Annotated in this window: 15 protein-coding genes; 3 read left to right on the forward strand and 12 right to left on the reverse strand. The window is 72.5% G+C overall.

The window, feature by feature from the left end; all coding sequences use genetic code 11:
- Nucleotides 1–160: 160 nt before the first annotated feature.
- From RIN75_RS38210 to RIN75_RS38250, 9 genes are all read right to left on the reverse strand, one after another.
- Complete coding sequence (locus RIN75_RS38210) at nt 161–1018, reverse strand: hypothetical protein (RefSeq protein WP_309116981.1); 858 nt, start codon at nt 1016–1018, stop codon at nt 161–163.
- Nucleotides 1019–1079: 61 nt separating this feature from the next.
- Complete coding sequence (locus tag RIN75_RS38215; protein ID WP_309116982.1) at nt 1080–4091, reverse strand: ATP-binding protein; 3012 nt, start codon at nt 4089–4091, stop codon at nt 1080–1082.
- Nucleotides 4091–6001, reverse strand: coding sequence for a trypsin-like peptidase domain-containing protein (locus RIN75_RS38220; RefSeq protein WP_309116983.1), 1911 nt, complete (start codon nt 5999–6001; stop codon nt 4091–4093). Before RIN75_RS38220 ends, RIN75_RS38215 begins: the two co-directional genes overlap by 1 nt.
- A 4-nt stretch (nt 6002–6005) precedes the next feature.
- Nucleotides 6006–7163, reverse strand: a complete 1158-nt coding sequence (locus RIN75_RS38225) for a serine protease (RefSeq protein WP_309116984.1) — start codon at nt 7161–7163, stop codon at nt 6006–6008.
- Complete coding sequence (locus RIN75_RS38230) at nt 7160–8338, reverse strand: hypothetical protein (RefSeq protein ID WP_309116985.1); 1179 nt, start codon at nt 8336–8338, stop codon at nt 7160–7162. The genes RIN75_RS38225 and RIN75_RS38230 overlap by 4 nt, the downstream gene beginning before the upstream one ends.
- A gap of 116 nt (nt 8339–8454) precedes the next feature.
- The gene (locus RIN75_RS38235) at nt 8455–10932 is read right to left on the reverse strand and encodes a GH32 C-terminal domain-containing protein (RefSeq protein ID WP_309116986.1); all 2478 of its coding nucleotides are present in this window, start codon (nt 10930–10932) and stop codon (nt 8455–8457) included.
- Nucleotides 10929–11690: an ATP-binding cassette domain-containing protein gene (locus RIN75_RS38240; protein ID WP_309116987.1), complete on the reverse strand. Its 762-nt coding sequence runs from the start codon at nt 11688–11690 to the stop codon at nt 10929–10931. Before RIN75_RS38240 ends, RIN75_RS38235 begins: the two co-directional genes overlap by 4 nt.
- Complete coding sequence (locus RIN75_RS38245) at nt 11687–12754, reverse strand: ABC transporter permease (RefSeq protein ID WP_309116988.1); 1068 nt, start codon at nt 12752–12754, stop codon at nt 11687–11689. Before RIN75_RS38245 ends, RIN75_RS38240 begins: the two co-directional genes overlap by 4 nt.
- Nucleotides 12727–13767, reverse strand: a complete 1041-nt coding sequence (locus RIN75_RS38250; RefSeq protein ID WP_309116989.1) for a sugar ABC transporter substrate-binding protein — start codon at nt 13765–13767, stop codon at nt 12727–12729. The genes RIN75_RS38245 and RIN75_RS38250 overlap by 28 nt, the downstream gene beginning before the upstream one ends.
- A 168-nt stretch (nt 13768–13935) precedes the next feature.
- On the opposite strand from RIN75_RS38250, the gene RIN75_RS38255 reads away from it, so the two are divergent.
- Nucleotides 13936–14955, forward strand: a complete 1020-nt coding sequence (locus tag RIN75_RS38255; RefSeq protein WP_309116990.1) for a LacI family DNA-binding transcriptional regulator — start codon at nt 13936–13938, stop codon at nt 14953–14955.
- Here the strand turns inward: RIN75_RS38255 and RIN75_RS38260 are convergent.
- Nucleotides 14952–15680 (reverse strand): SDR family oxidoreductase, encoded by a 729-nt coding sequence (locus tag RIN75_RS38260; protein ID WP_309116991.1) that lies wholly within the window; start codon nt 15678–15680, stop codon nt 14952–14954. The genes RIN75_RS38255 and RIN75_RS38260 overlap by 4 nt on opposite strands.
- A gap of 111 nt (nt 15681–15791) precedes the next feature.
- Here RIN75_RS38260 and RIN75_RS38265 point away from each other — a divergent pair, with 111 nt between their 5' ends.
- Nucleotides 15792–16136 carry a metalloregulator ArsR/SmtB family transcription factor gene (locus RIN75_RS38265; RefSeq protein ID WP_309116992.1) on the forward strand — a complete coding sequence of 115 codons (345 nt, stop codon included), beginning with the start codon at nt 15792–15794 and terminating at the stop codon, nt 16134–16136.
- Nucleotides 16137–16345: 209 nt separating this feature from the next.
- Here RIN75_RS38265 and RIN75_RS38270 read toward each other — a convergent pair whose 3' ends face one another.
- Nucleotides 16346–17563 (reverse strand): amidohydrolase, encoded by a 1218-nt coding sequence (locus RIN75_RS38270; RefSeq protein WP_375296077.1) that lies wholly within the window; start codon nt 17561–17563, stop codon nt 16346–16348.
- Nucleotides 17564–17658: 95 nt separating this feature from the next.
- Between RIN75_RS38270 and RIN75_RS38275 the strand changes: the two genes are divergently transcribed.
- Complete coding sequence (locus RIN75_RS38275) at nt 17659–18252, forward strand: TetR/AcrR family transcriptional regulator (protein ID WP_309116993.1); 594 nt, start codon at nt 17659–17661, stop codon at nt 18250–18252.
- A gap of 1 nt (nt 18253) precedes the next feature.
- On the opposite strand, the gene RIN75_RS38280 is transcribed toward RIN75_RS38275, so the two are convergent.
- The gene (locus RIN75_RS38280; RefSeq protein ID WP_309116994.1) at nt 18254–19204 is read right to left on the reverse strand and encodes an aldo/keto reductase; all 951 of its coding nucleotides are present in this window, start codon (nt 19202–19204) and stop codon (nt 18254–18256) included.
- Between the last annotated feature and the right edge of the window lie 3 nt (nt 19205–19207).

A 19207-nucleotide genomic window follows, 5' to 3' on the forward strand; every position in this document is an offset into this window, starting at 1 on the left:
CTTCGCAACCACGCTTCACCGGTTGCGAAGAGGAGCGAAGGGTGGTTGCCTCCGGCAGGCCGTACGGGGGACGAACCGACGCCCTTCCACCCCCGGGGCCTGCCGCGCGGCGAGCGCTCGCTTTTAGCTTTGAGTTTTCAGCTTGTGATCTTGCCTCGGCTCACGCCCGGTCGACGCACACCGCCCGCCCCACGGCGTACCAGTCGTGCATGAACCCGTCGTCGTCCTCCCACGCGTTGAGCTGGAACCAGGACGTCCCCTGCGCCCACAGGTTCGGCGAGACCTGCCCCGCCGGCGTCACGCCGCCCGCGCCGATGAACGACCACCCCGCCGACAGCCACCGCTGGTGCGACTCGCACCGGACGTCGAACATCTTGTCCGACTGGTCGGTCACCGAGGTCGCCGTGCGCACGGTCTGGCCGGGCAACGGGTCCGCGCACACCGCGTAGGTCGACAGCCGCCAGTTGCCCGCGTACCCGTCCGGGTCTTCCATGCCGGTGACGGCCACGCTCGTCACGTCGAACGCGAAGGCCACCTGGTTCACCCAGACCTGCCCCTCGCCCTGGGTGTTCCAGCCCGCGGTCAGGAGCTTCTTGCCGGTGGGGCAGGTCGCGCGGACCTGCTTGTTGGTCGAGTTGGTCTCCGAGTGCTGGACCACGATCTGGTGCCCCGGGACGGGCAGCGCGCAGACCGCCTCCACGGTCACGGTCCACTCCCGCTCGGTGCCGTCCTCGTCCTCGCGGGCCAGGGCGACGGCGGCGGTGGCGGTCGGGATGAGGGCGGTGATCAGGGTGTCCCGGGGCGCGCCTCTGGTGTAGGCGCGGGCGCCGATGAGCTGCTTGCCGGACGGGCAGGAGACGGAGTTGATGCGGCTGGTGGCGGACGTGAGGCCGATGGAGTCGGACCAGACGAGTTCGTCGCCGGGAATCGCTGCGTGCGCGGGCCCCGCGGCAATCAGGGCGGTGGCGGTCAGGGTGGCGGCGGCCGTCAGGGCGGCCAGGGCAAGAGGACGGATCACGCGGACCTCGCAAGGGAAGTCGGGTTTTACCGTCCGAGACGCGTAGCGCGGCCCGTGGTTGCTACACGAGTCGGGACAACAGCTCCTCGTGGGCGTCGTCCCAGGCTTCGAACGCCTCGTGAACACCGCGGACCAGGCCCGATGCCGGATACCGCGCGTGCAATCCCGCCAGGAAGGGCCGCAGGACGCCCGAACGGTCCACGTACTCCACCAATTGGACGATCACCGCGTGCTCCACCGCGTCCGACAGAGCATCGGGGTCGAAGTCGGCGGTCGGGATGGGCAGGACCTCGCCCGCCGCCTCGGCCACCGCCCGGACGCCCAACCGGTCGGCCACCACCCCAGCCGCCAGCCGGACCGCCGGGCGCAGCTCGGGGTTGTCGCCGCGCAGCACGTGGACCAGGTCCGGGGTCAGGCGGGAAGGCGTGATCACCGGCTTGGGCCAGGTGCGGGCGAAGCGGGCGGACCACTCGCCCAGGAGTTCGTCGCTGCGCACCGACCACGGGACCGAAGGCAGTTCCGCCGCCAGGTCAGGGCCGCCGACGAGCCGGGTCCAGTCGCGCAGCCAGGCCGGGTCGGGGCGGAACAGGCCGGACAGGCCGGTCAGGGTGGACGGTGTGCCGGCGGCGGCCCGCACCACCGCCCGGCGCAGTTCGTCGACCGGGTAGAGGTCCTTTTCCCGCAACGATTTCCGGTGGCGCAAGTACTTGCCGCGCAACGAAGACAGGAAGCCGCCGCCGGCAGTCAGGAAGCGGTCCAACTGAGAACCGCGCAGAGCCGCCACGCGACGGTCGTACTCAGCCAGATCGTGCGAGGCCAGCGCGTTGATCAGGGCGTACCGGTCGACCCGGGGCGAACCGGGCACGCGTGCCACGATCGGCCAGTACTCGCGCCAGCGGGCCGCGTCGCAGTACGCGCGAGCCAGCCATTCCGGTTCGTGCGCGTCACCGCGGCACCGCAGGCGGTCCTCGAACAGGCGCAACGCGTGTTCGGCCAAGCCGTCCGCGAGCAGGTGCCCGCCATAACCGGCCAGCCACCGGTTCCACACCTCGGCGGGCAGTTCCAGCGCCTCCTCGTCGGTCAGGTCTTCGCCGCGCAGCGCGCGCAGTTGGACGGTCACGCGGGGGTGGAAGTCGTTGCCCGTGGGCGGGAAGTGCGTGCCCAGGACTTCGGTGACCGGGCGGCGGCCGTCCTCCAGCATCAGCAGGTGGTACAGGGCTTCGGCGCGGGCGGCGTCGTCGCGGAGGTGCTGGTCGCGGCCGGCGGCGTACCAGTCGGCGGCGGCGCGGTGGATCGCGCGGACGCGGTGGCCGTGCCGGGGGTCGCCGGTCATCATGCGCAGCATCGCCCGGCGCACCTCGTGGTGGTGGCGCAGGCCGTCGGGGGCCTCCGCGACCAGCCACACCTCGTCGGCCAGCAGGTCGACCAGGGTGTGCTCGTCGCCGTGGTCGAGGTCGAGGTCGCAGTGCGGCGCGAGGACGTGCCGGACCAGGTCGGGCGTGACGCGGCGGAGCACCAGGCCGGGGTGGGCGAGCCGGCGGACGCGCTCGTCGCGGATGTGGGACAGGAACCGGTCGTACAGCACGGCGGCGCGCAGTTCGTCGTCCAGCCCGGGGTGGGTCTCGTGCGCGGTGGCCACGAACCGGCGGCGCTCGGCGTCGGACAGCTTGCCGTAGAAGCGCGCCGCCACCCGCAGTGCCAACGGGTTGCCGCCGACCGCACGGGCGACCGCGCCGGCCGCGTCCCGGTCCACGCCGAACCCGGTGATCACGCGGACCGCCGCGTCGGTGTCCAGATCGCCCAGTTCCAGCGGCGGCACCATGGCCAGATCGTCCAATGTGGACACCGGAGCCCGCCCGGACACGATGACCCGCAGGTGGTCCAGCCCCATCTCGTGCCGCAACCGCCAGATCCACTCCTGGATGCGCCGCTCCGGGTCGTTCCACCCGCCGCGCCGCGCCCCCGCCACCGGCCGGTCGCGCTGCCACTCCTCGAAGGTGTCCAGCACCAGCACGACGGTCCGCCGGCGCAGGTCGTGCAGGTCGAGCAGGACCCGGGCCTCCAACTCGAACCCGGTCGCGGTGCGCACGTCGGTCTCCACCGACTCCACGGCCAGGTCGGTGCCCACGTGGCGGCGTTCCTCGCGGGCCTGGTGGCGCAGGGCGGAGAAGTCGGCGGAGGCTATCGGGGCCGCCCAGCCCAACTGGCGGGTGACCTCGAAGGACAGCTCCAGCTCGGCGTTGACCCGGAACACCACCCGGTCGAAGTCGATCACGACGGCGATCGGCCCGTCCGGGACGTCGGCGTCCAACTGCCGCTCCAGGTACGGCTCGACCAGAGCGGCCAGCAACGTCGACTTGCCCGCGCCGCCGACACCCGTGACCGCCAGCACCGGCACCGGACCGGCCGGGTCGACCGGCGCGCACACGAAGTGCCGCAACGCTTCCAGTTCCCGGTCGCGGCCGTGGACGCCCATGTCGAGCAGGTTCTTGTAGCTGTCGCGAACGGCCATCAGGCCGGCCCGGCGGCGCGCCTCGGCCAGGTGACCCTGCCGCCCGCCCAGCGGGGCGGCCCACGTCAGCGCCTGGAGGATCGCCCGGTCGTCCCGCTCCTCCCGGGCGAACCGGCGGAACAACGGCCGCGCCCCGTCCCGTCCGGCGGCGGCCAGTTCGCGCAACGTCTTCCCGGCTTCGTCGGTCGGGACCCGCTCGGCCTCCGCCAACGCCGCGGTCACCCCGCCCTCGGCCGCGAGCCGTGCCAACGCCTCTTCGCGCGGCCCGCTGCGCATGGTCCACCGCCACTCGCGGCCGACCAGCGCCCGGTCGAAGTCGATCGCCACGAGATCCAGGACCCGGTCGGCCTCCTCGGCGGGCAACCCGCGCACCAGGTCCCGCGGCGCGACCGATCCCGACAGCGCGCCCCGGGTCCGCACGGCACGCACCGCGGACTCGGCGACCGGCGGCGGCTCGGGCGGGGCGAGCCTGCGCACCAACGCCTCCCGCTCGGCCGACGACCGCCGCGCCAGGAACGCTTCCAGCAACCTGTTCTCCTCAGGTGTCGTGGGCACGGTCATCACGCCACCTCGCGGGCCTTCAGCATGCCCAGGACCAGCTCGATCGCCTTCGCCGCCGCCCGGTACCCCGTCAGGTTCCCCGCCTTGGCCCGCTCCAACGCGAACTCCGCCAGCGCCACGTCGTCCTCCCCCGGCCGCCCGCCCGGCCCGACCAGCGCATAGGCCACGTCCTCCGCCGTGGGCGGCTTCAGGTCCTCCACCGACAGCGCGAACCGGTCCGGCGGCGTCTGCTGCCACGACACCATCACCAGCCGCACGGTCCGGTAGTCCGGCAGCGCCCCGATCAGGCTCAGCAGCAGGTTGTCGATCCCGTGCTGGTCGCTGACCCGCGCCCGGTCGAACCCCTCGAACACCAGCCACACCGCGCGCCGACCGGCCACGCCGTCGAGCACCGCGCCCAGCCGCGGCGCGATCCCGTTGCGGACCTGGCTCTGCCCGGTCGTCACCGGGGCGCCGCACGCCGGGTCCAGCTCGGCGGACAGCGTCCCCGCGATGTGCTCGGCGAACCCGGCGGCGTCGGTGCCCAGCGCGTTGGCCACGTCCAGCGCCACCACGACACCGTCGCTGTAGGTGCGCACGTACTCCCCCACCAGCCGCTTGGTGAACCGCAGCCCGGTGTCCGGCTCGCCGCGCACGATCAGCAGCCGGTCCTCGGCCGGCGCGCCCTCGCGCAGCGCCCGCCACAGCCGCTCCTGCGTGCCCCGGCGACCCACGACCCGCTGCGGCCCGGCCGGTCCCCGGACTTCCTGGAGGTAGGGCACGACATCCTCCAGTTCGTCCAGCTTCGACAGCCACCGGCACACCGGCACCGCCCGGTTGCGCGCCTCGGCCGGCACGCTCGGCGCGTCCCCGACGGCCTGCAACGTCCGCCCGCCGCCCTGGTGCAGGGCCACCACGCGCCACTCGTCGTCGAACAGCGGCGCGCCCGACGAGCCGGCGACGGTGTTGGCGTCGTGCAGGTACCGCACGGCGGGTGCGCCCAGCTGCTCGTCGAGCTGCCCGATGGACCACAGCAGCGGTTCGGCGACGCCGCTCGCCCGGCCCGGGTGGTGCAGCACGTGCACCGGGAACTTGTCGCCCGGCGGCCGGCTGCCCAGGCGGGTCCTCCGGTCCACCCGGCGCGGCTCGGCGAGCCGGATCAGCGCGAGGTCCCACGGGCCGTCGGACTCGGTGATACCGGCGATGTCGCGGACGTCCAGCAGCCCCAAGCGTTCCGACGCCGTGGGCAGGCTGCCCCACGCGAGCCACTGCTCGTGCGGCTCCGCGACCTCGCCCTCGAAGACCCGGACCTGCTCGGGCACCACCTGGAGACCGGCCGCGCCGCGCGGCTCGGCGGCCGGCGGCGGCAGGTAGTCCTCGGCGTAGCCGAACGTCAGCGTCAACTTCTCCCGACTGCCCTCGACCGCCGTCAGCACACCGTTCTCCACGCGCACCAGGTCCTGCACGACGTGCGCGGCGGTCGCGACCAGCGTGGGCCGCACCAGCACGCCCGTCCCGTGGTGCCGGCCGTCGACGTCGATGCGGCACACCCGGTCGCAGCTGTCCAGGAACCGGCGGGCCGACACCAGCGCGCTCTTGGGCGTGAAGTCGCCGTTGACGAACAGTTGGAGGTTGAACGCGGTCGCCCCGACCATCGCGGTCAGCCGCTCCTCGAATTCGGGCAGCACCAGCTCCTGGTTGATCAGCTCGATGGCCAGCGCACGCAGGAGCCCGCGCCCCTCGGCCACGTGCAGCGCCTCCGCCGCGAACTCCAGCGGGTCGGCCCCGGTGTCGCGGCGCAGGTGGATGCCGTGGGCCAGGCGCAGCCGCTCCCACACGCGGTCCACCAGGACGGGGTCGTCCAGCTTGACCGCGTGCGCGAGCGCGACCACCTTCGGGTCCCACCGACCCTCGTCGACCGGAGCCGCCACGGCACTACACCCCCACCGCCGCGTCCAGGTCGGAGGTGATCCGCTCGGCCGCGTGCGCCCAGTTCTCGCGCAGGTGGTTGCCCGCGAAGTGCAGGCCCAGCACGGACCGGCCGTCGCCGTCGAGGTCGACCAGCGCCGAACCCGAGTTGCCGCCCAGCGTGCTGATGTCGTGGGTGAGGATCCAGCCCTTCGGGTCGTGCTCGACCTCGCCCGCGCCGGCCATGATCGCGCCTGGCGCGAGCCGCTTGAAGCTGCGCACGCCGGCGAAGATGCTCGCGAACAGGTCCGGCGAGGTCGACCCGCCGGGGTAGCCGACCAGGTAGACGCCGCGCCCCCGGGTCGCCAGGCCGCCCATGCTCACCGGGTCGTCGCCGCGCGCCACCTTCACCGGGGCCGGGAACGGCCGGCCGGGCACCGGTTCCAGCTCCAGGATCGCCAGGTCCAGGCCGCCGAAGTTCAGCTCCGGGAACTCGGGGTGGCGGGTGGAGTCCTCGCCCTCCCGGCCGACCGCGACCACCCGGCGGATCGGGAACCGCCGCTCGGGCAGCGCGCCCTTCACCTCGTGTCCGAAGTGGACGGACACGCCGGTCTTGAGCCGGCCCTGGAACCGGCCGTCCCGGCGCACCCCGCCGGGCGCGATCGCTTGCAGCACGTGGTAGTTGGTGGCCACCAGGCCGTCGCCGACCATCCACGCGGTGCCGTGGTAGCCCAGCCGGACCTCGGGCGACGGGTCGTCCACCCGCCCCACCGCCCGGCACACGTCCCGCACCGCGTCCGACACCCGCGACAGCGAGGCCGCGAACAGCCCGAGCGACGGGGCTCTCAGGTCTACGAAGTCGTCCTCCACGAACAGCACGGGCCGCGACCCGTCCGCCCGCACCACCGCTTCCAGCCCGGACATCTCCGCCTCGCCCAGCGACGCGTCGGCGCCGTCACCGTAGAGGCGGCTGATCGCCTCGTTCGCGTTGCCCAGCAACGCGCGCACGGCGTCCTCGTCGGGCCGGATCCCGGTCTTCCGCTCCACCCAGGCGATCTCGGCCTTGAGCTTGTCGAGGAGTTCGGGCTTGGGCGGCGGGGTGCCGGGGGTGGCCCCGGCGCTCTCCAGTTGCGCCGCGCCCTGTCCCTGGCCCAGCAGGTGGAGGTAGTTCCTGGCGTCGGTCATGGCTTCACGTCCAGTTCTGCGCCGATCTTGCCGATCACGGTCGCGGTGCCCGCCGCCGAGCCGGCCGCGACGAGTCTGTTGTCGGCGACGTGCAGCACCAGGTAGGTGATGCTCACGTCGGCCACCAGTGATACGTCGTCCGCCGCGAACGGCCGGTCGCTGACCAGCTGGGTGGTCGTGCCGGCCGCGCCCTTGACCAGCACCACGTACTCCACCGACTCGTCGTGCAGCGCGTCGCGCAGGCAGGCGTCGGCCCACGGCGAGCGGCTCGCGCCCGAGGGGACGGTGGAGATGGCGGTCAGTAACGCGTCGACCGAGGCGACGAACGACTTCAGCTGGTCACGGTCGGCCTTGCGGTCGTCACCGAGCTGTTCGGCGCGGTCGGCGACCTCGTTCCGCTTCTCGATCAGGTCCGCGAGGGAGTTCTCCAGGCGGGTCGCCTTCGGCATCCGGAAGTCGTCGTGCACGACCGGGACCCCGGCGGCCAGCAGCTTCCCGATCACGCTCGCCGCCGAGGCGACGTCGTCGGCGGGGACGGCGACGGTCGTCACGTTCCGCTTGGGCGAGGCGAGGCTCATCAGGGCGGGGACGGCCTGGGCCACGATCGCGCCGACCGCGAGCGGCGCGGCCACCTCCTGCGCGGGTGGCCGCACGCGTTCCAGCAGGTCGTCGGCGGTCTTCGTCAGGCGTGCCAGCCCCGTGCGGACCGACCGGTGGGCGGCCTCGCCGGCGGCCAGGTCGACCTCGCCGGTGACCAGGACCGACTTGGTGGGCTTGAGGTCCGTGACGACCTTCGCGACCGCGCCGGCGGCGTCCTCCAGCGCCCGCAGGGCCAGCGCGCTGCCCCGAATCGCCTGGTCACCGGCCGCGGACGTCTGGCCGAGCTGCACCTTGGACAGGTCGGGCACGAGCGCGGCCCACTTGTCCCGCTCGGCTTTCTCGGCCTCCTCGGCGATCTTCGCCTGGGCCGCCTCGTTCTGGGCTTTGCGCAGGTCAGCCGAGTCGCGCCACTCCGCCAGCTCCGCCTGCGCCCGCTCGGCGGCGATCCGGGCGGCTTCGGCGTCGGCCGCCGCCTTCGCCGCCTCGGCGACCTTCTTCGCGGCATCGGGATCGGCCTGCCCGGCCGCCTCGATCGCGGCGAGCACGGCCGGTACGCCGTCGTTGGTGCGGGTCATGGCGAGGACCTCCTGCCGTCACGGCGTGTTACCCGCCGTCACTCCGGTCCTCGCCACGTCCACCCGGCGTATTACCGATGGCCCAACAGGTTCACCCGTTCAGGCGAACGTCCTGCTCACCGCCGGTAGGAGCGCAGTGGCCACAGCTGGAACTTCGCCACCCGTGCCGCACCGCCCTCCGCGAACACCCGGACCCCGTCGCTGCCCGCCGACGGGAACACCTGGTCGGTGATCACCGCCTCGCCCGCGCCGCCGAACACCTCCACCGACGACCGGTCCACCAGCACCCGCAGCCGCACCCGGCCGTCCACCGGTTCCAGCCGCACCCGCTGCACGCCCGGGAAGTCCGCGCTGAACCCGACCTGCCCGGACCGCGTGCGGTCCACGTACAGCTCCCGCGCGCCGGAGTCGTAGCCGATCACGGTCTTCTCCCCCGGCCCGGTCCGCACCTCCAGCCCGAACCGGTCCGCGTCGCCGAGCGCGAACGTCGTGTCGACCTCGTACGACGTGCCCCGCGCGACCGACACCGCCCCGTCCCGCACGGTCATCCCGCCGCGCACCACCGCCGCACCGCGCAACGACCGCAGGGCCGCCACGGGCTGCTGGGTCAGCACGATCCGGCCGCCGCGCGAGACCAGCCCCATCTCCCGGGGCACGCTCTGCGCGCCGCGCCACGGCGAGGTCGGCACCGCGCCGCCGTACTGCCAGTTGTTCATCCACCCGATCATGTGCCGCTTGCCGTCCGGCGCGCCCTCCCACGACACGGCGGCGTAGTAGTCCTTGCCGTGGTCCACCCACGAGGCGCGCTGGGTGGACGACAGCGCCGGCGCGTCGGCCGCCACGAAGTGGTCCACCAGCAGGTGGCCCCACCCGCCGGTGTTGCGGTCCACCAGCCGGACCTGCGCCCGCCGACCCTGGTACGACCGCAGGTCGAACGACGCCCAGTCCAGCGTCCCGGAGTCGTCGCCGGTCACGCTCTGCACGACCGACCCGTCCACCAGCAGGTCCACCGTCGTCTCGACCGACCACGGCGCGGCCGGCGCGTCGGAGAGCACCACGTGGTCGACGTTCACGTGCCCCCACCCGCCGGTCTCGGCGTCCACGACCCGCAGCCGGGCGGTGCGGCCGGCGAACTCGCGCACGTCCCACGCCACCCAGTCCAGCGCCTCGTTGTTCCGGCCGGTCGCGGTGCGCACCACCTGCCCGTCCACCACCAGGTCCACGGCGGTCCGGCCGGGGTGGTGCCCGCCGCCGACCAGCAGGTTCAGCCACGGGCGGTCGACGGTGAACCCCGGCGAGGTCAGCGTCCCGGTGGTGGCGTCACCGCCGAGGAACGTGTTCACCAGGCCGCCGCCGACCCACCCGGACACCGGGTGCTGGCCGGGCAGCGTCCCGGTCGCGGGCCGGGTGCCGAACGCGTCGCCGGTGACCGTCCACGACCCGTAGTCGGCGCCTTCGAAGTCGGCCAGCACGCGCCCGGCGGGCGGTTCGGTCGAGGACCCCGGGACCCGCGGGTGCCGCCCGCCCGCCACCTTGAAGTTCAGGTACCGCGAGGAGACGGTGAACTCCGGCGAGGTCAGCGTGCCGGTGGCGGGGTCGCCGCCGTGGAAGCTGTCCGCGTAGCCGGAGCCCTCGATGCCGGGCTGGGCCGAGAACACCGGCCCGTCGCCGAACGCGGTCCCGGTCGTGGTCCACGTCCCGTACCCGGGTTGCTCGAAGTCCTGCAGCACCACCCCGGAGGGCGGGGTGTACGAGCCGTCGTCGTCGGGGGTGAACCGGGTCCCGTCGAAGTCGCCGACGAAGTACTGCGCGGCCGACCCGCCCGCGATGCCGCCGGGGTTGAGGTTCACCACCAGCACCCACTTCACCCGGTTCGGGTCGCCGTCCACGGCCAGCGGGAACAGGTCCGGGCACTCCCACACGCCGCCCACCGCGCCCTGCGGCCCGAAGTCGCTCAGGTGGGTCCACGTCTTGAGGTCGGGTGAGCTGTAGAAGCGGACCTTGCGGTCCACCGACAGCGACACGGTCATCAGCCACCGGCCGTCGTGCCACTGCACCTTCGGGTCGCGGAACTCGCGGGACCCGATGTCCAGCACCGGGTTGCCCGCGTACTTCGTCCACGTCCGGCCGTTGTCGGTGCTGTAGGCCAGCGACTGCGCCTGGCGGCCGTCGGCCTTGTAGTGGCTGGTGTAGATCGCGACCATCGCCGGGTCCTCGGCGGTGCCGAAGCCGGTGGTGTTGCCGTGGTCGACGACCGCGCTGCCGGAGAACACCATCTCGGTGTCGTCGTGCGGGATGGCGAGCGGGAGTTCCCGCCAGCGCACCAGGTCCGGGCTCACCGCGTGGCCCCAGGACATGTCGCCCCACGTGTTGCCGTTGGGGTTGTACTGGTAGAAGAGGTGGTACTCGCCTTCGTGGTAGACCAGCCCGTTGGGGTCGTTCATCCAGTTCCGCTCGGGCGTGAAGTGGAACTGCGGCCGGTACGGCTCGTCGAACGACGGCTGGGCGGCCGCGGTCGGCGCCAGGCCGACCACGGCCGCCACCAACAATGCGATGACCCTCACGGTGCCGGGTAACAGGGCGATGACCCTCACGGTGCCTCCAATGCGCCGGTCATGATCGCGACCGCGTCGGACATCGAGATGGACTTCGGGTCGACCACGGCCTTGCGCCGGCCCAGCCGCTGGATGTGGACGCGGTCGGCGACCTCGAACACGTGCGGCATGTTGTGGCTGATCAGGATGACCGGCAGGCCCCGGTCCCGGACCTGGAGCACCAGGTCCAGCACCGCCCGGGACTCGCGGACGCCCAGCGCGGCGGTCGGCTCGTCCATGATCACGACCCGGCTGCCGAACGCGGCGGCCCGCGCCACGGCGACCGCCTGGCGCTGCCCGCCGGACAGGGTTTCCACGGCCTGGCCGGGGTTCTGGATGGTCATGATCCCGAGGGCGTCGAGCTGGCGGCGGGCCTCCTCGCGCATCCCGGCCCGGTCGAGCATCCGGAACACCGTGCCGAGCACGCCCTTGCGGCGGCGTTCGCGGCCCAGGAACAGGTTCGCGGCGATGTCCAGCGACGGCGACACGGCCAGCGACTGGTGCACCGTCTCGATCCCGGCCCGGCGGGCGTCGATCGGGCTGGAGAACGACACCGGCTGCCCGTCCACCAGGATCTCGCCCTCGTCCGGGACCAGCGCCCCGGACAGGGCCTTGATCAGGCTGGACTTGCCCGCCCCGTTGTCGCCGATGACCGCGAGGATCTCGCCGGGCAGCAGTTCCAGGTCGGCACCGGCCAGCGCGGTCACCCGGCCGTAGCGCTTGACCAGGCCGCGGGCTTCGAGCACGGGGGTGGTCATGGCTTCACCTTCCGGATCCACTGGTCCAGCGACACCGCGACGATGATCAGCACGCCGACGGCCATGGTCTGCCACAGCACGTCCACCCCGGCCAGCGCCAGGCCGTTGCGGAACACGCCGACGATCAACGCGCCCAGCAGCGACCCGACGATCGCGCCACGCCCGCCGAACAACGACGTGCCGCCGATGACCACCGCGGTGATGGAGTCCAGGTTGTCCAACTGACCCGCCTGCGGGCTGGCCGAGGCGATGCGGCCGATGAGGATCCACGCCGCCACCGCGTACACGAGACCTGCGGTGGCGTAGACGCCGAGCAGCACGCGGCCGGTGCGGATGCCGGACAGGCGCGCGGCTTCGGCGTCGTCACCGGTGGCGTAGACGTGCCGGCCCCACGCGGTGTTCTTCAACGCGAAGGCCATCGCCGCGACCAGCAGCACCATCATGATCGAGCCGTAGGTGATGCGGGTGCCGCCGATCGTGAACGTCTGACCCGTCCACAGCAGCAGCTTCGGCATGTCCGTGCCGCGGATCGTCGCGCTGGACGAGTACCAGAGGTTCAGCGCGAAGAACACGTTGAGCGTGCCGAGCGTGACGATGAACGGCGGCAGCTTCAGCCGGGTCACCAAGACGCCGTTCAGCAACCCGCACAGCGTGCCCACGACGAACCCCAGCAGCAACGCGGGCACACCGGGCAGGCCGGTGTCCGCGGCGACCTTGGCCATCACGATCGAGGTCAGCACCATGATCGCGCCGCAGGACAGGTCGATGCCCGCGGTGAGGATGACAATCGTCTGGCCGACCGCGAGCGTCCCGACCACCGCGACCTGCTGCACGATCAGGGAGATGTTGCCCGGGGTCAGGAACCGGTCGGACAGCAGCGCGAACACGATGACCGCGACCAGCAGCACCACGGCCGGGCCGATGGTGGCCTGGGCGTGCAGCAGGTGCTGGAGCCGGGTCAGCGGGGAGCGCCGCGCCTCGGGGGCGCCGGGCGGGTTGCCGCTCGGTTTGGCGGACAGGGTGGTGGACATCAACCTCAGCCCCAGCAGTTCTGCAGGCCCCAAGCGGAGTCCTTGGACTCCACGCCCTCGGCCGCCTGGTCGGTGATCAGGGTGACGCCGGTGTCGACGAAGTCCTTGCCGGGGGTGTTCTGCGGCTTGGTGCCGTCCTTGGCGAACTTCGCGATGGCCTCGACGCCGAGCTGCGCCATCTTCAACGGGTACTGCTGGGCGGTCGCGCCGATGATCCCCGCCTTGACGTTCTGCACGCCCGGGCAGCCGCCGTCCACCGAGACGATGGTGACGTCCTTCTCCTTGCCCGCCGCCTTCAGCGCCTCGTACGCGCCGGCCGCCGCGGGCTCGTTGATCGTGTAGACGAGGTTGATGCCCGGGTCCTTCTGGAGCAGGTTCTCCATCGCGGTCCGGCCGCCGGACGGGTCGCCGTCGGTGACGTCGTGGCCGACGATGCGCGGGTCGGACTCGTCGCCGATCTTGTTCTTGTCCTTGACGTCCACGCCGAAGCCCTCCAGGAAGCCCTGGTCGCGCTGGACGTCCACGGACACCTGGTTCGGGTTGAGGTCGAGCAGGGCGATCTTGGCCTGCTTGCCCTCCTTGGCGAACTTGGCCTTCGCCCACTGCCCGATCAGCTTGCCGGCCTGGTAGTTGTCGGTGGCGAAGGTGGCGTCGGCGGCGTCGCCGGGCTCCAACTGGGTGTCCAGGGCGATGACCAACAGACCGGCCTGGCGGGCCTTGTCCACCGACGGCACGATCGCCTTGGAGTCGTTGGGTGTGATCAGGATGCCCTTCGCGCCCGCGCCGATCAGGTTCTCGATCGCGTCCACCTGGGACTGGTTGTCACCGTCCTGCTTGCCCGCGAACGACTGCACGGTCGCGCCCGTCGACCCGGCGGCCTGCTGCGCGCCCTCCTTCATCTTCACGAAGAACGGGTTCGTGTCGGTCTTGGTCACCAGTCCGACGAGCGTGCCGCCGCCACCGGACGACCCGCCGTCCCCGCACGCGGCCAGCGCCAGCAGCGCCGCCGCGGCCAGCGCCGTGCGCTTGGCGGTCGAACACGCCATGTCTCCTCCTACGTCAACGTTGACGTAACCAGCTGAGCGGATTGATCAGCGCCCTTGTGAGCTGGCTACGAGGTTGGGACTTCCCTTGAGTCATCGTTGACGCTAGCTTCGTGACCGAAGTCACGACAAGTTGCCGTTACGCAAGCGTTACCCCCGGGGTGGAGCAGCATGGACGAGCGGCGTGAGCCGACGATGCGGGACGTGGCCGCGCTGGCCAGGGTCAGCACCAAGACCGTGTCCCGCGTCATCAACGGTCTGCCCGGCGCGGGCCCGGAGGTGGTCGAACGGGTGCGCGCGGCGGCCCGGTCCCTCGGCTACCGGCCGAACCTGACCGCGAGCAGCCTGCGCCGGTCCGACAAGCGCAGCGCCACCATCGGCGTGCTGTTCGAGGACCTGTCCAACCCGTTCGACTCGGCGCTGCTGCGCGCGGTGGAGGACCGGGCGCGGCAGAACGGCGTGCTGGTGCTGGCGGGCAGCAGCGAGGACGAGCCGCTCCTGCAACGGGAGCTGCTGGAGTCGCTGGCCACCCGGCGCGTGGACGGCATGGTCGTGATGGCGGTGGGCGGCCACCAGGACGCGCTGCAGCAGGAACGCGAGCGCGGCACCCCGATGGTCCTGGTCGACCGGCCGCCCACGTTCGGCGGGACGGACAGCGTCACCACCACCAACCGGGACAGCTCGCGCGAGGCCGTGCTCCAGCTGGCGGACTTCGGGCACCGCGACATCGCGTTCCTGGGCGACCGGCGGACCCTGTGGACCAGCCAGGAGCGCTACACCGGCTACCTGGAGGGCCTCGCGCACGCCGGCCTGAAGCTGCGCGAGGACCTGGTCCGGACCGACCTCAAGGGCCCGGACGCGGCCGAGCGGGCGACCGCGGAACTGCTGGACCGCGATCCCCGCCCGACCGCCCTGTTCACCGCGCAGAACCTGGTGACGGTGGGCGCCATGCGCGTGCTGCGCGCCCGCGACCTGCACCACCGGGTGGCGTTGATCGGGTTCGACGACTTCCCCCTGGCGGACATGCTCCAACCCGGTGTCACCGTGGTCCGCCAGGACGTGCCGGCCCTGGGCCGCAAGGCCGCGGAACTCGTCTTCGCGCGCATCGAAGGCGACACGTCCCCGCCCGTGCACGCCGTGGTGCCCGCGTCCCTGGTCCGCCGGGGTTCAGGCGAGATCCGGCCGCACTAGACGATGTTGTGCCCGCCGTCGGCCACCAGGTTCTGACCGGTGATGTAGCTCGACCGCGGCGAGGCCAGGAACAGGACGACCTCAGCGATCTCACGGGGCTCGGCGACCCGCCCCAGGAGGGTCGCCTCGCCGATCCGCTGGGCGATCTCCGGGTTCATCGCCATCACGGTGTCGGTGGCCACCGGCCCCGGCGAGACGGTGTTGACCCGGATCGCCCCCTTGAACTCCACCGCCCACGTGCGGGTCAGCGACTCGACCGCCGCCTTGGTCGCGCTGTAGACGGCCGCGCCCGGGACGCCGATGGCCGTGGCGGCGGTGGAGACGTTGACGATGCTGCCGGAGCCCTTGGCGAGCATCTTCGGCGCGAGCGCGGCGGTGAGGAAGAACAACGCCCGGACGTTGACGTCGAACAACCGCTCGTAGTCGGCCGGCGACTGCTCCACCGTGGGCGCGAACGGGAAGATCCCCGCGTTGTTGACCAGGATGTCGACGTCCCCCACCACCTCGGCCAGTCGCTGCACTGCCGCCAGGTCACCCATGTCCGCCTCGACGAACCTGGCCACACCCCCGTCCGCTTCGACCTCCTTGACGGTCTCGGCGCCCCGGACAGCGTCCCGCCCGGTGACCACCACCTCCGCCCCGGCCCCGGCGAGCAGCCGCGCGGTCTCCCGGCCGATCCCCGCCGTGCTGCCGGTGACCAGCGCGACCTGACCCTTGAGTTCCATGGACCCACCCCAGTCGTTCGATGTCTTGTTCGATGTTCGGTGACGATCGAACATCAACCTAGCGGTCGTTGTTCGATGTTCGCAAACCATCGAACGCGGTAAGATCGAGGCGTGCGCCACAAGGACAGCGACCCGACCGTCGAGGAGTTGCAACTCCCCGACGTGCTGGCGGCCCTCAGCGACCCGCTCCGGCTGGGTGTCGTCCGGCTGCTCGCCGACGGCGGGGAGCGGAACTTCGGCGAGTTCTGCGCGCCGGTGGCGAAGTCGACCTTGAGCCACCACCTGCGGACCCTTCGGGCGGCCGGGATCGTCCAGAGCCGCAACGAGGGCACGCGGTGCTACCTGACCCTGCGCCGAGCGGACTTGGACAGCCGCTTCCCGCAGTTGCTGGACGCCGTGCTCAGCGCCGCCGACCACGACGAGGTCGGCAACCACGTGGGCCTTCAGACCGACTAGGCCATTCGCCGCGCTCCGGCGGCTTTGCCTTTCGCCGCGCAGCGGCGCTCTTTCGCGCCGCAGGCGCTGCTTGTGCTCGGGCTATCAGCCACAGGAACCCCCAGGGCCTGCCACGCGGCGAGCGCTCGCTTTTGATCTTGAAAGCGCGCCGGCGCGTACGTCCTGAGAGCGCGCCAGCGCGTCCATCCTGAAAACGCGAAGCGCGTTCCTCAGACGGCCAGCCAAGCGTGGGTGGCGGTGACCAAAGCGGCGACGCCGATGTCCAGGGTCGGCTCGATGACCGGGGCGAAGAGCGGTGAGTGGTTGGCCGGGATCGTTGCCGCCACGTGTCGCAGCTCGTCGAAGGTCCGAGCGCCCGCGAACACCGTCGGGTCGGCCCCGCCCAGCAGCCAGTACACCAGCGGGACACCGGCGGCGGTCGCGAACACGCCGACGTCCTCGCTGCCCGTAACCGGGCCGGGGTCGACTACCCGTTCCGCGCCCACCACACCCGCCAACGCCGCGCGGGTCCGCTCGGCCGCTTCCGCGTCGTTCACCGCCGCCGGGAAGCTGCTCAGAACCGTCACCTCGGGATCGCGTGGAGCGCCGGAGGCCGCTGCCTCCGCGCGCACGATGCGTTCGATCGCGGTGAGGGCCCTGGTCCGCACCACCGGGTCGTAGCTTCGGACGCTGATCAACAGCTCGGCGTCGTCGGGGATGATGTTGGCCACCGTACCCGCCCGCACAGCGCCGACGGTGACCACGCAGGTGTCGCCGCCGGCGATCTCCCTCGACACCACGGTCTGGAGGCGCAGCACGGTTGCCGCCGCCATGACCACCGGGTCCACCGCCGCCTCCGGCCTTGAGCCGTGGCCTCCACGGCCGTGCAGCACGACCCGGACGGTGTCCGCCGCCGCGAACGCCGGACCCGGGCGCACGCCCAGGAAACCCGCCGGGATCGGGGCCACGTGCTGGCCCAACACCACGTCGGGCTTGCCGAAGCGGTCGAACAGGCCGTCGTCGACCATCGCCTCCGCGCCACCGCCGACCTCCTCGGCGGGCTGGAACACCGCGAGGACCGTGCCGCGCCAACCTTCGCGCTGGGCCGCCAACCGGCGGGCCGCGCCGATCAGGCACGTCACGTGCACGTCGTGGCCGCAGGCGTGGGCGACCGGGACCCGCTCGCCCTCCCGGTCGGCGACCGCCGTGCTGGCGTAGGGCAGGCCGGTCTTCTCCAGCACGGGCAACGCGTCCATGTCGGCACGCAGGAGCGCGGTGGGGCCGTCGCCGTTGCGCAGGACGCCGACCACGCCGGTGCCGCCCACGCCCTCGGTGGTCTCGAAACCGGCGGCGCGGAGTTCGCGGGCGGCGACCGCGGCCGTGCGGGTTTCGGCGAAGGCCAGTTCGGGGTGCTGGTGGAGGTCCCGGTACAGGTCGGCGAGGTTCACGTCGATCACTATCGACGGCCGCGCCGCACCGGGCAAGCCGGCCGATACACTACGAACGTAGACATACACACAGGTCAGCGGCAGCGAGGAGTGGCATGCCCAAGGTCATCGACCACGACGAGCGGCGGGAACACATCGTCGACGTGACCTGGGACCTCATCGTCCGCGGCGGGTTCGAGGCGGCGACCATGCGGGAGATCGCCGCCGCCGCCGGGTTCGCCAACGGCGCCCTGAAGCGGTACTTCGCCAGCAAGGACGCCCTGGTGGAGGCCACGTTCGACCGCGCGCTGTCGGCGGTGCACGCGCAGATCACCGCCGCGACCGCCGACCGCTCGGGCCTGGAGGCGCTGCGCGTCCTCTGCTACGGCGCGATGCCGCTGGACGCCAAGCGCATCACGGCGGGCCGGGTGCTGCTCGCGTTCTGGGACATGTCCCTGGGCAACCAGCGGCTGCACGACCGCTACGCCGAGCACCTGCGGTCCTGGCGCGGCGCGCTGCGCGAGCACATCCGCCGGGGCCGTGCGGACGGCGACATCCGCACGGCGACGCCGGACGAGCAACTGGTGGACGAGATCGTGCTGCTCACCGCGGGCGCGAACGTGATGAGCCTGGTCGGGCCGCGGTTCTCCACCCGCAAGCTCCAGCGGCAGCACCTGGATTCGTTCTTCGAGCGGCTGACGCGCGCTTAGCTCACCAGGAGCCGTCGGAGCGGACTTCCCGGTCCGTCCACAGGGGATCCAGCGCGGCGCGGAGTTCGGGGCCGTGGTCGGCGGCCAGGCGCAGGGCGCCCAGGTTCTCCCGGAGCTGGGCGAGGCGGCTCACGCCGAAGAGCACGTTCGCGACGGCCGGGTTGGTCAGGCAGAACGCGATGGCGGCCTGGGCGGGGGTGGCGTCGAAGCGGGCCGCGACCAGGGCGACCTCGTCCGCCGCCGCGCGGATGGCGTCGCGGATGCCGCCGGGGTCCGCGCCGATCTTGCGCTCGGGGAACTTGCGGCCGGCCAGGATGCCGCCCTCCAGCACGTCCGACGCCTGCAACGCCAGCCGCCCGGACTCGAACAGCGGACCGTAGTGCTCGCCCTCGGCCATGGACCGGCGGGCGACGCTGTACTTGAGCTGCGCGAACGTCGGCGGCACCATCCCCTCGGCGGCGGCGAACCCCAAGGCGGTCGCCAGGTCGGAAGCCACCCAGTTGTTCACGCCCCACACCGCGAACCGGCCGGCGCGGATCTGCTCGTTGACGTCGGTGACGATGGCCCGCACGTCCGGCGGTGACAGGTAGTCCCCCACCACCACGCTGTCGAACCGCTCGACCCCGACCCGGGCCAGCGAGGTGGTCAACTGCCCCGCGAACCCGGTCGCCGGGTACTCCCAGAGCCACAGCTTGCCGCACAGGTGGTACTCGTCGCGCCCGATCCCGGCGGCGCGCACGGCCTCGCCGAAGATGATGTCGGTGCGCGCCTGCTCGGCGTGCGGACCCATGTTGTAGTGCGCGACGTCGAACAGGGTCGCGCCGGCGTCCACCGCGTGCCGCAGCAGTGCGACCGCGTCGTCGAACTCCATGCGGTCCCAGGTGTTCCACGAGCCGAGCCCGAGGACCGGCACCCGCGGACCACCCGGACCCAGCACCCGCTGTCCCGTCATCGG

Origin of the sequence: Saccharothrix sp. (assembly GCF_031180885.1) — a bacterium.
Taxonomy (GTDB): domain Bacteria; phylum Actinomycetota; class Actinomycetes; order Mycobacteriales; family Pseudonocardiaceae; genus Actinosynnema.

Bases quoted from the DNA above. Each gene is read 5' to 3' on its own strand.
- RIN75_RS38215 (WP_309116982.1), bottom strand. From the start codon at position 4,091: ATGACCGTGCCCACGACACCTGAGGAGAACAGGTTGCTGGAAGCGTTC.
- RIN75_RS38225 (WP_309116984.1), bottom strand. From the start codon at position 7,163: ATGACCGACGCCAGGAACTACCTCCACCTGCTGGGCCAGGGACAGGGC.
- RIN75_RS38230 (WP_309116985.1), bottom strand. From the start codon at position 8,338: ATGACCCGCACCAACGACGGCGTACCGGCCGTGCTCGCCGCGATCGAG.
- RIN75_RS38240 (WP_309116987.1), bottom strand. From the start codon at position 11,690: ATGACCACCCCCGTGCTCGAAGCCCGCGGCCTGGTCAAGCGCTACGGC.
- RIN75_RS38250 (WP_309116989.1), bottom strand. From the start codon at position 13,767: ATGGCGTGTTCGACCGCCAAGCGCACGGCGCTGGCCGCGGCGGCGCTG.
- RIN75_RS38255 (WP_309116990.1), top strand. From the start codon at position 13,936: ATGGACGAGCGGCGTGAGCCGACGATGCGGGACGTGGCCGCGCTGGCC.
- RIN75_RS38260 (WP_309116991.1), bottom strand. From the start codon at position 15,680: ATGGAACTCAAGGGTCAGGTCGCGCTGGTCACCGGCAGCACGGCGGGG.
- RIN75_RS38275 (WP_309116993.1), top strand. From the start codon at position 17,659: ATGCCCAAGGTCATCGACCACGACGAGCGGCGGGAACACATCGTCGAC.
- RIN75_RS38280 (WP_309116994.1), bottom strand. From the start codon at position 19,204: ATGACGGGACAGCGGGTGCTGGGTCCGGGTGGTCCGCGGGTGCCGGTC.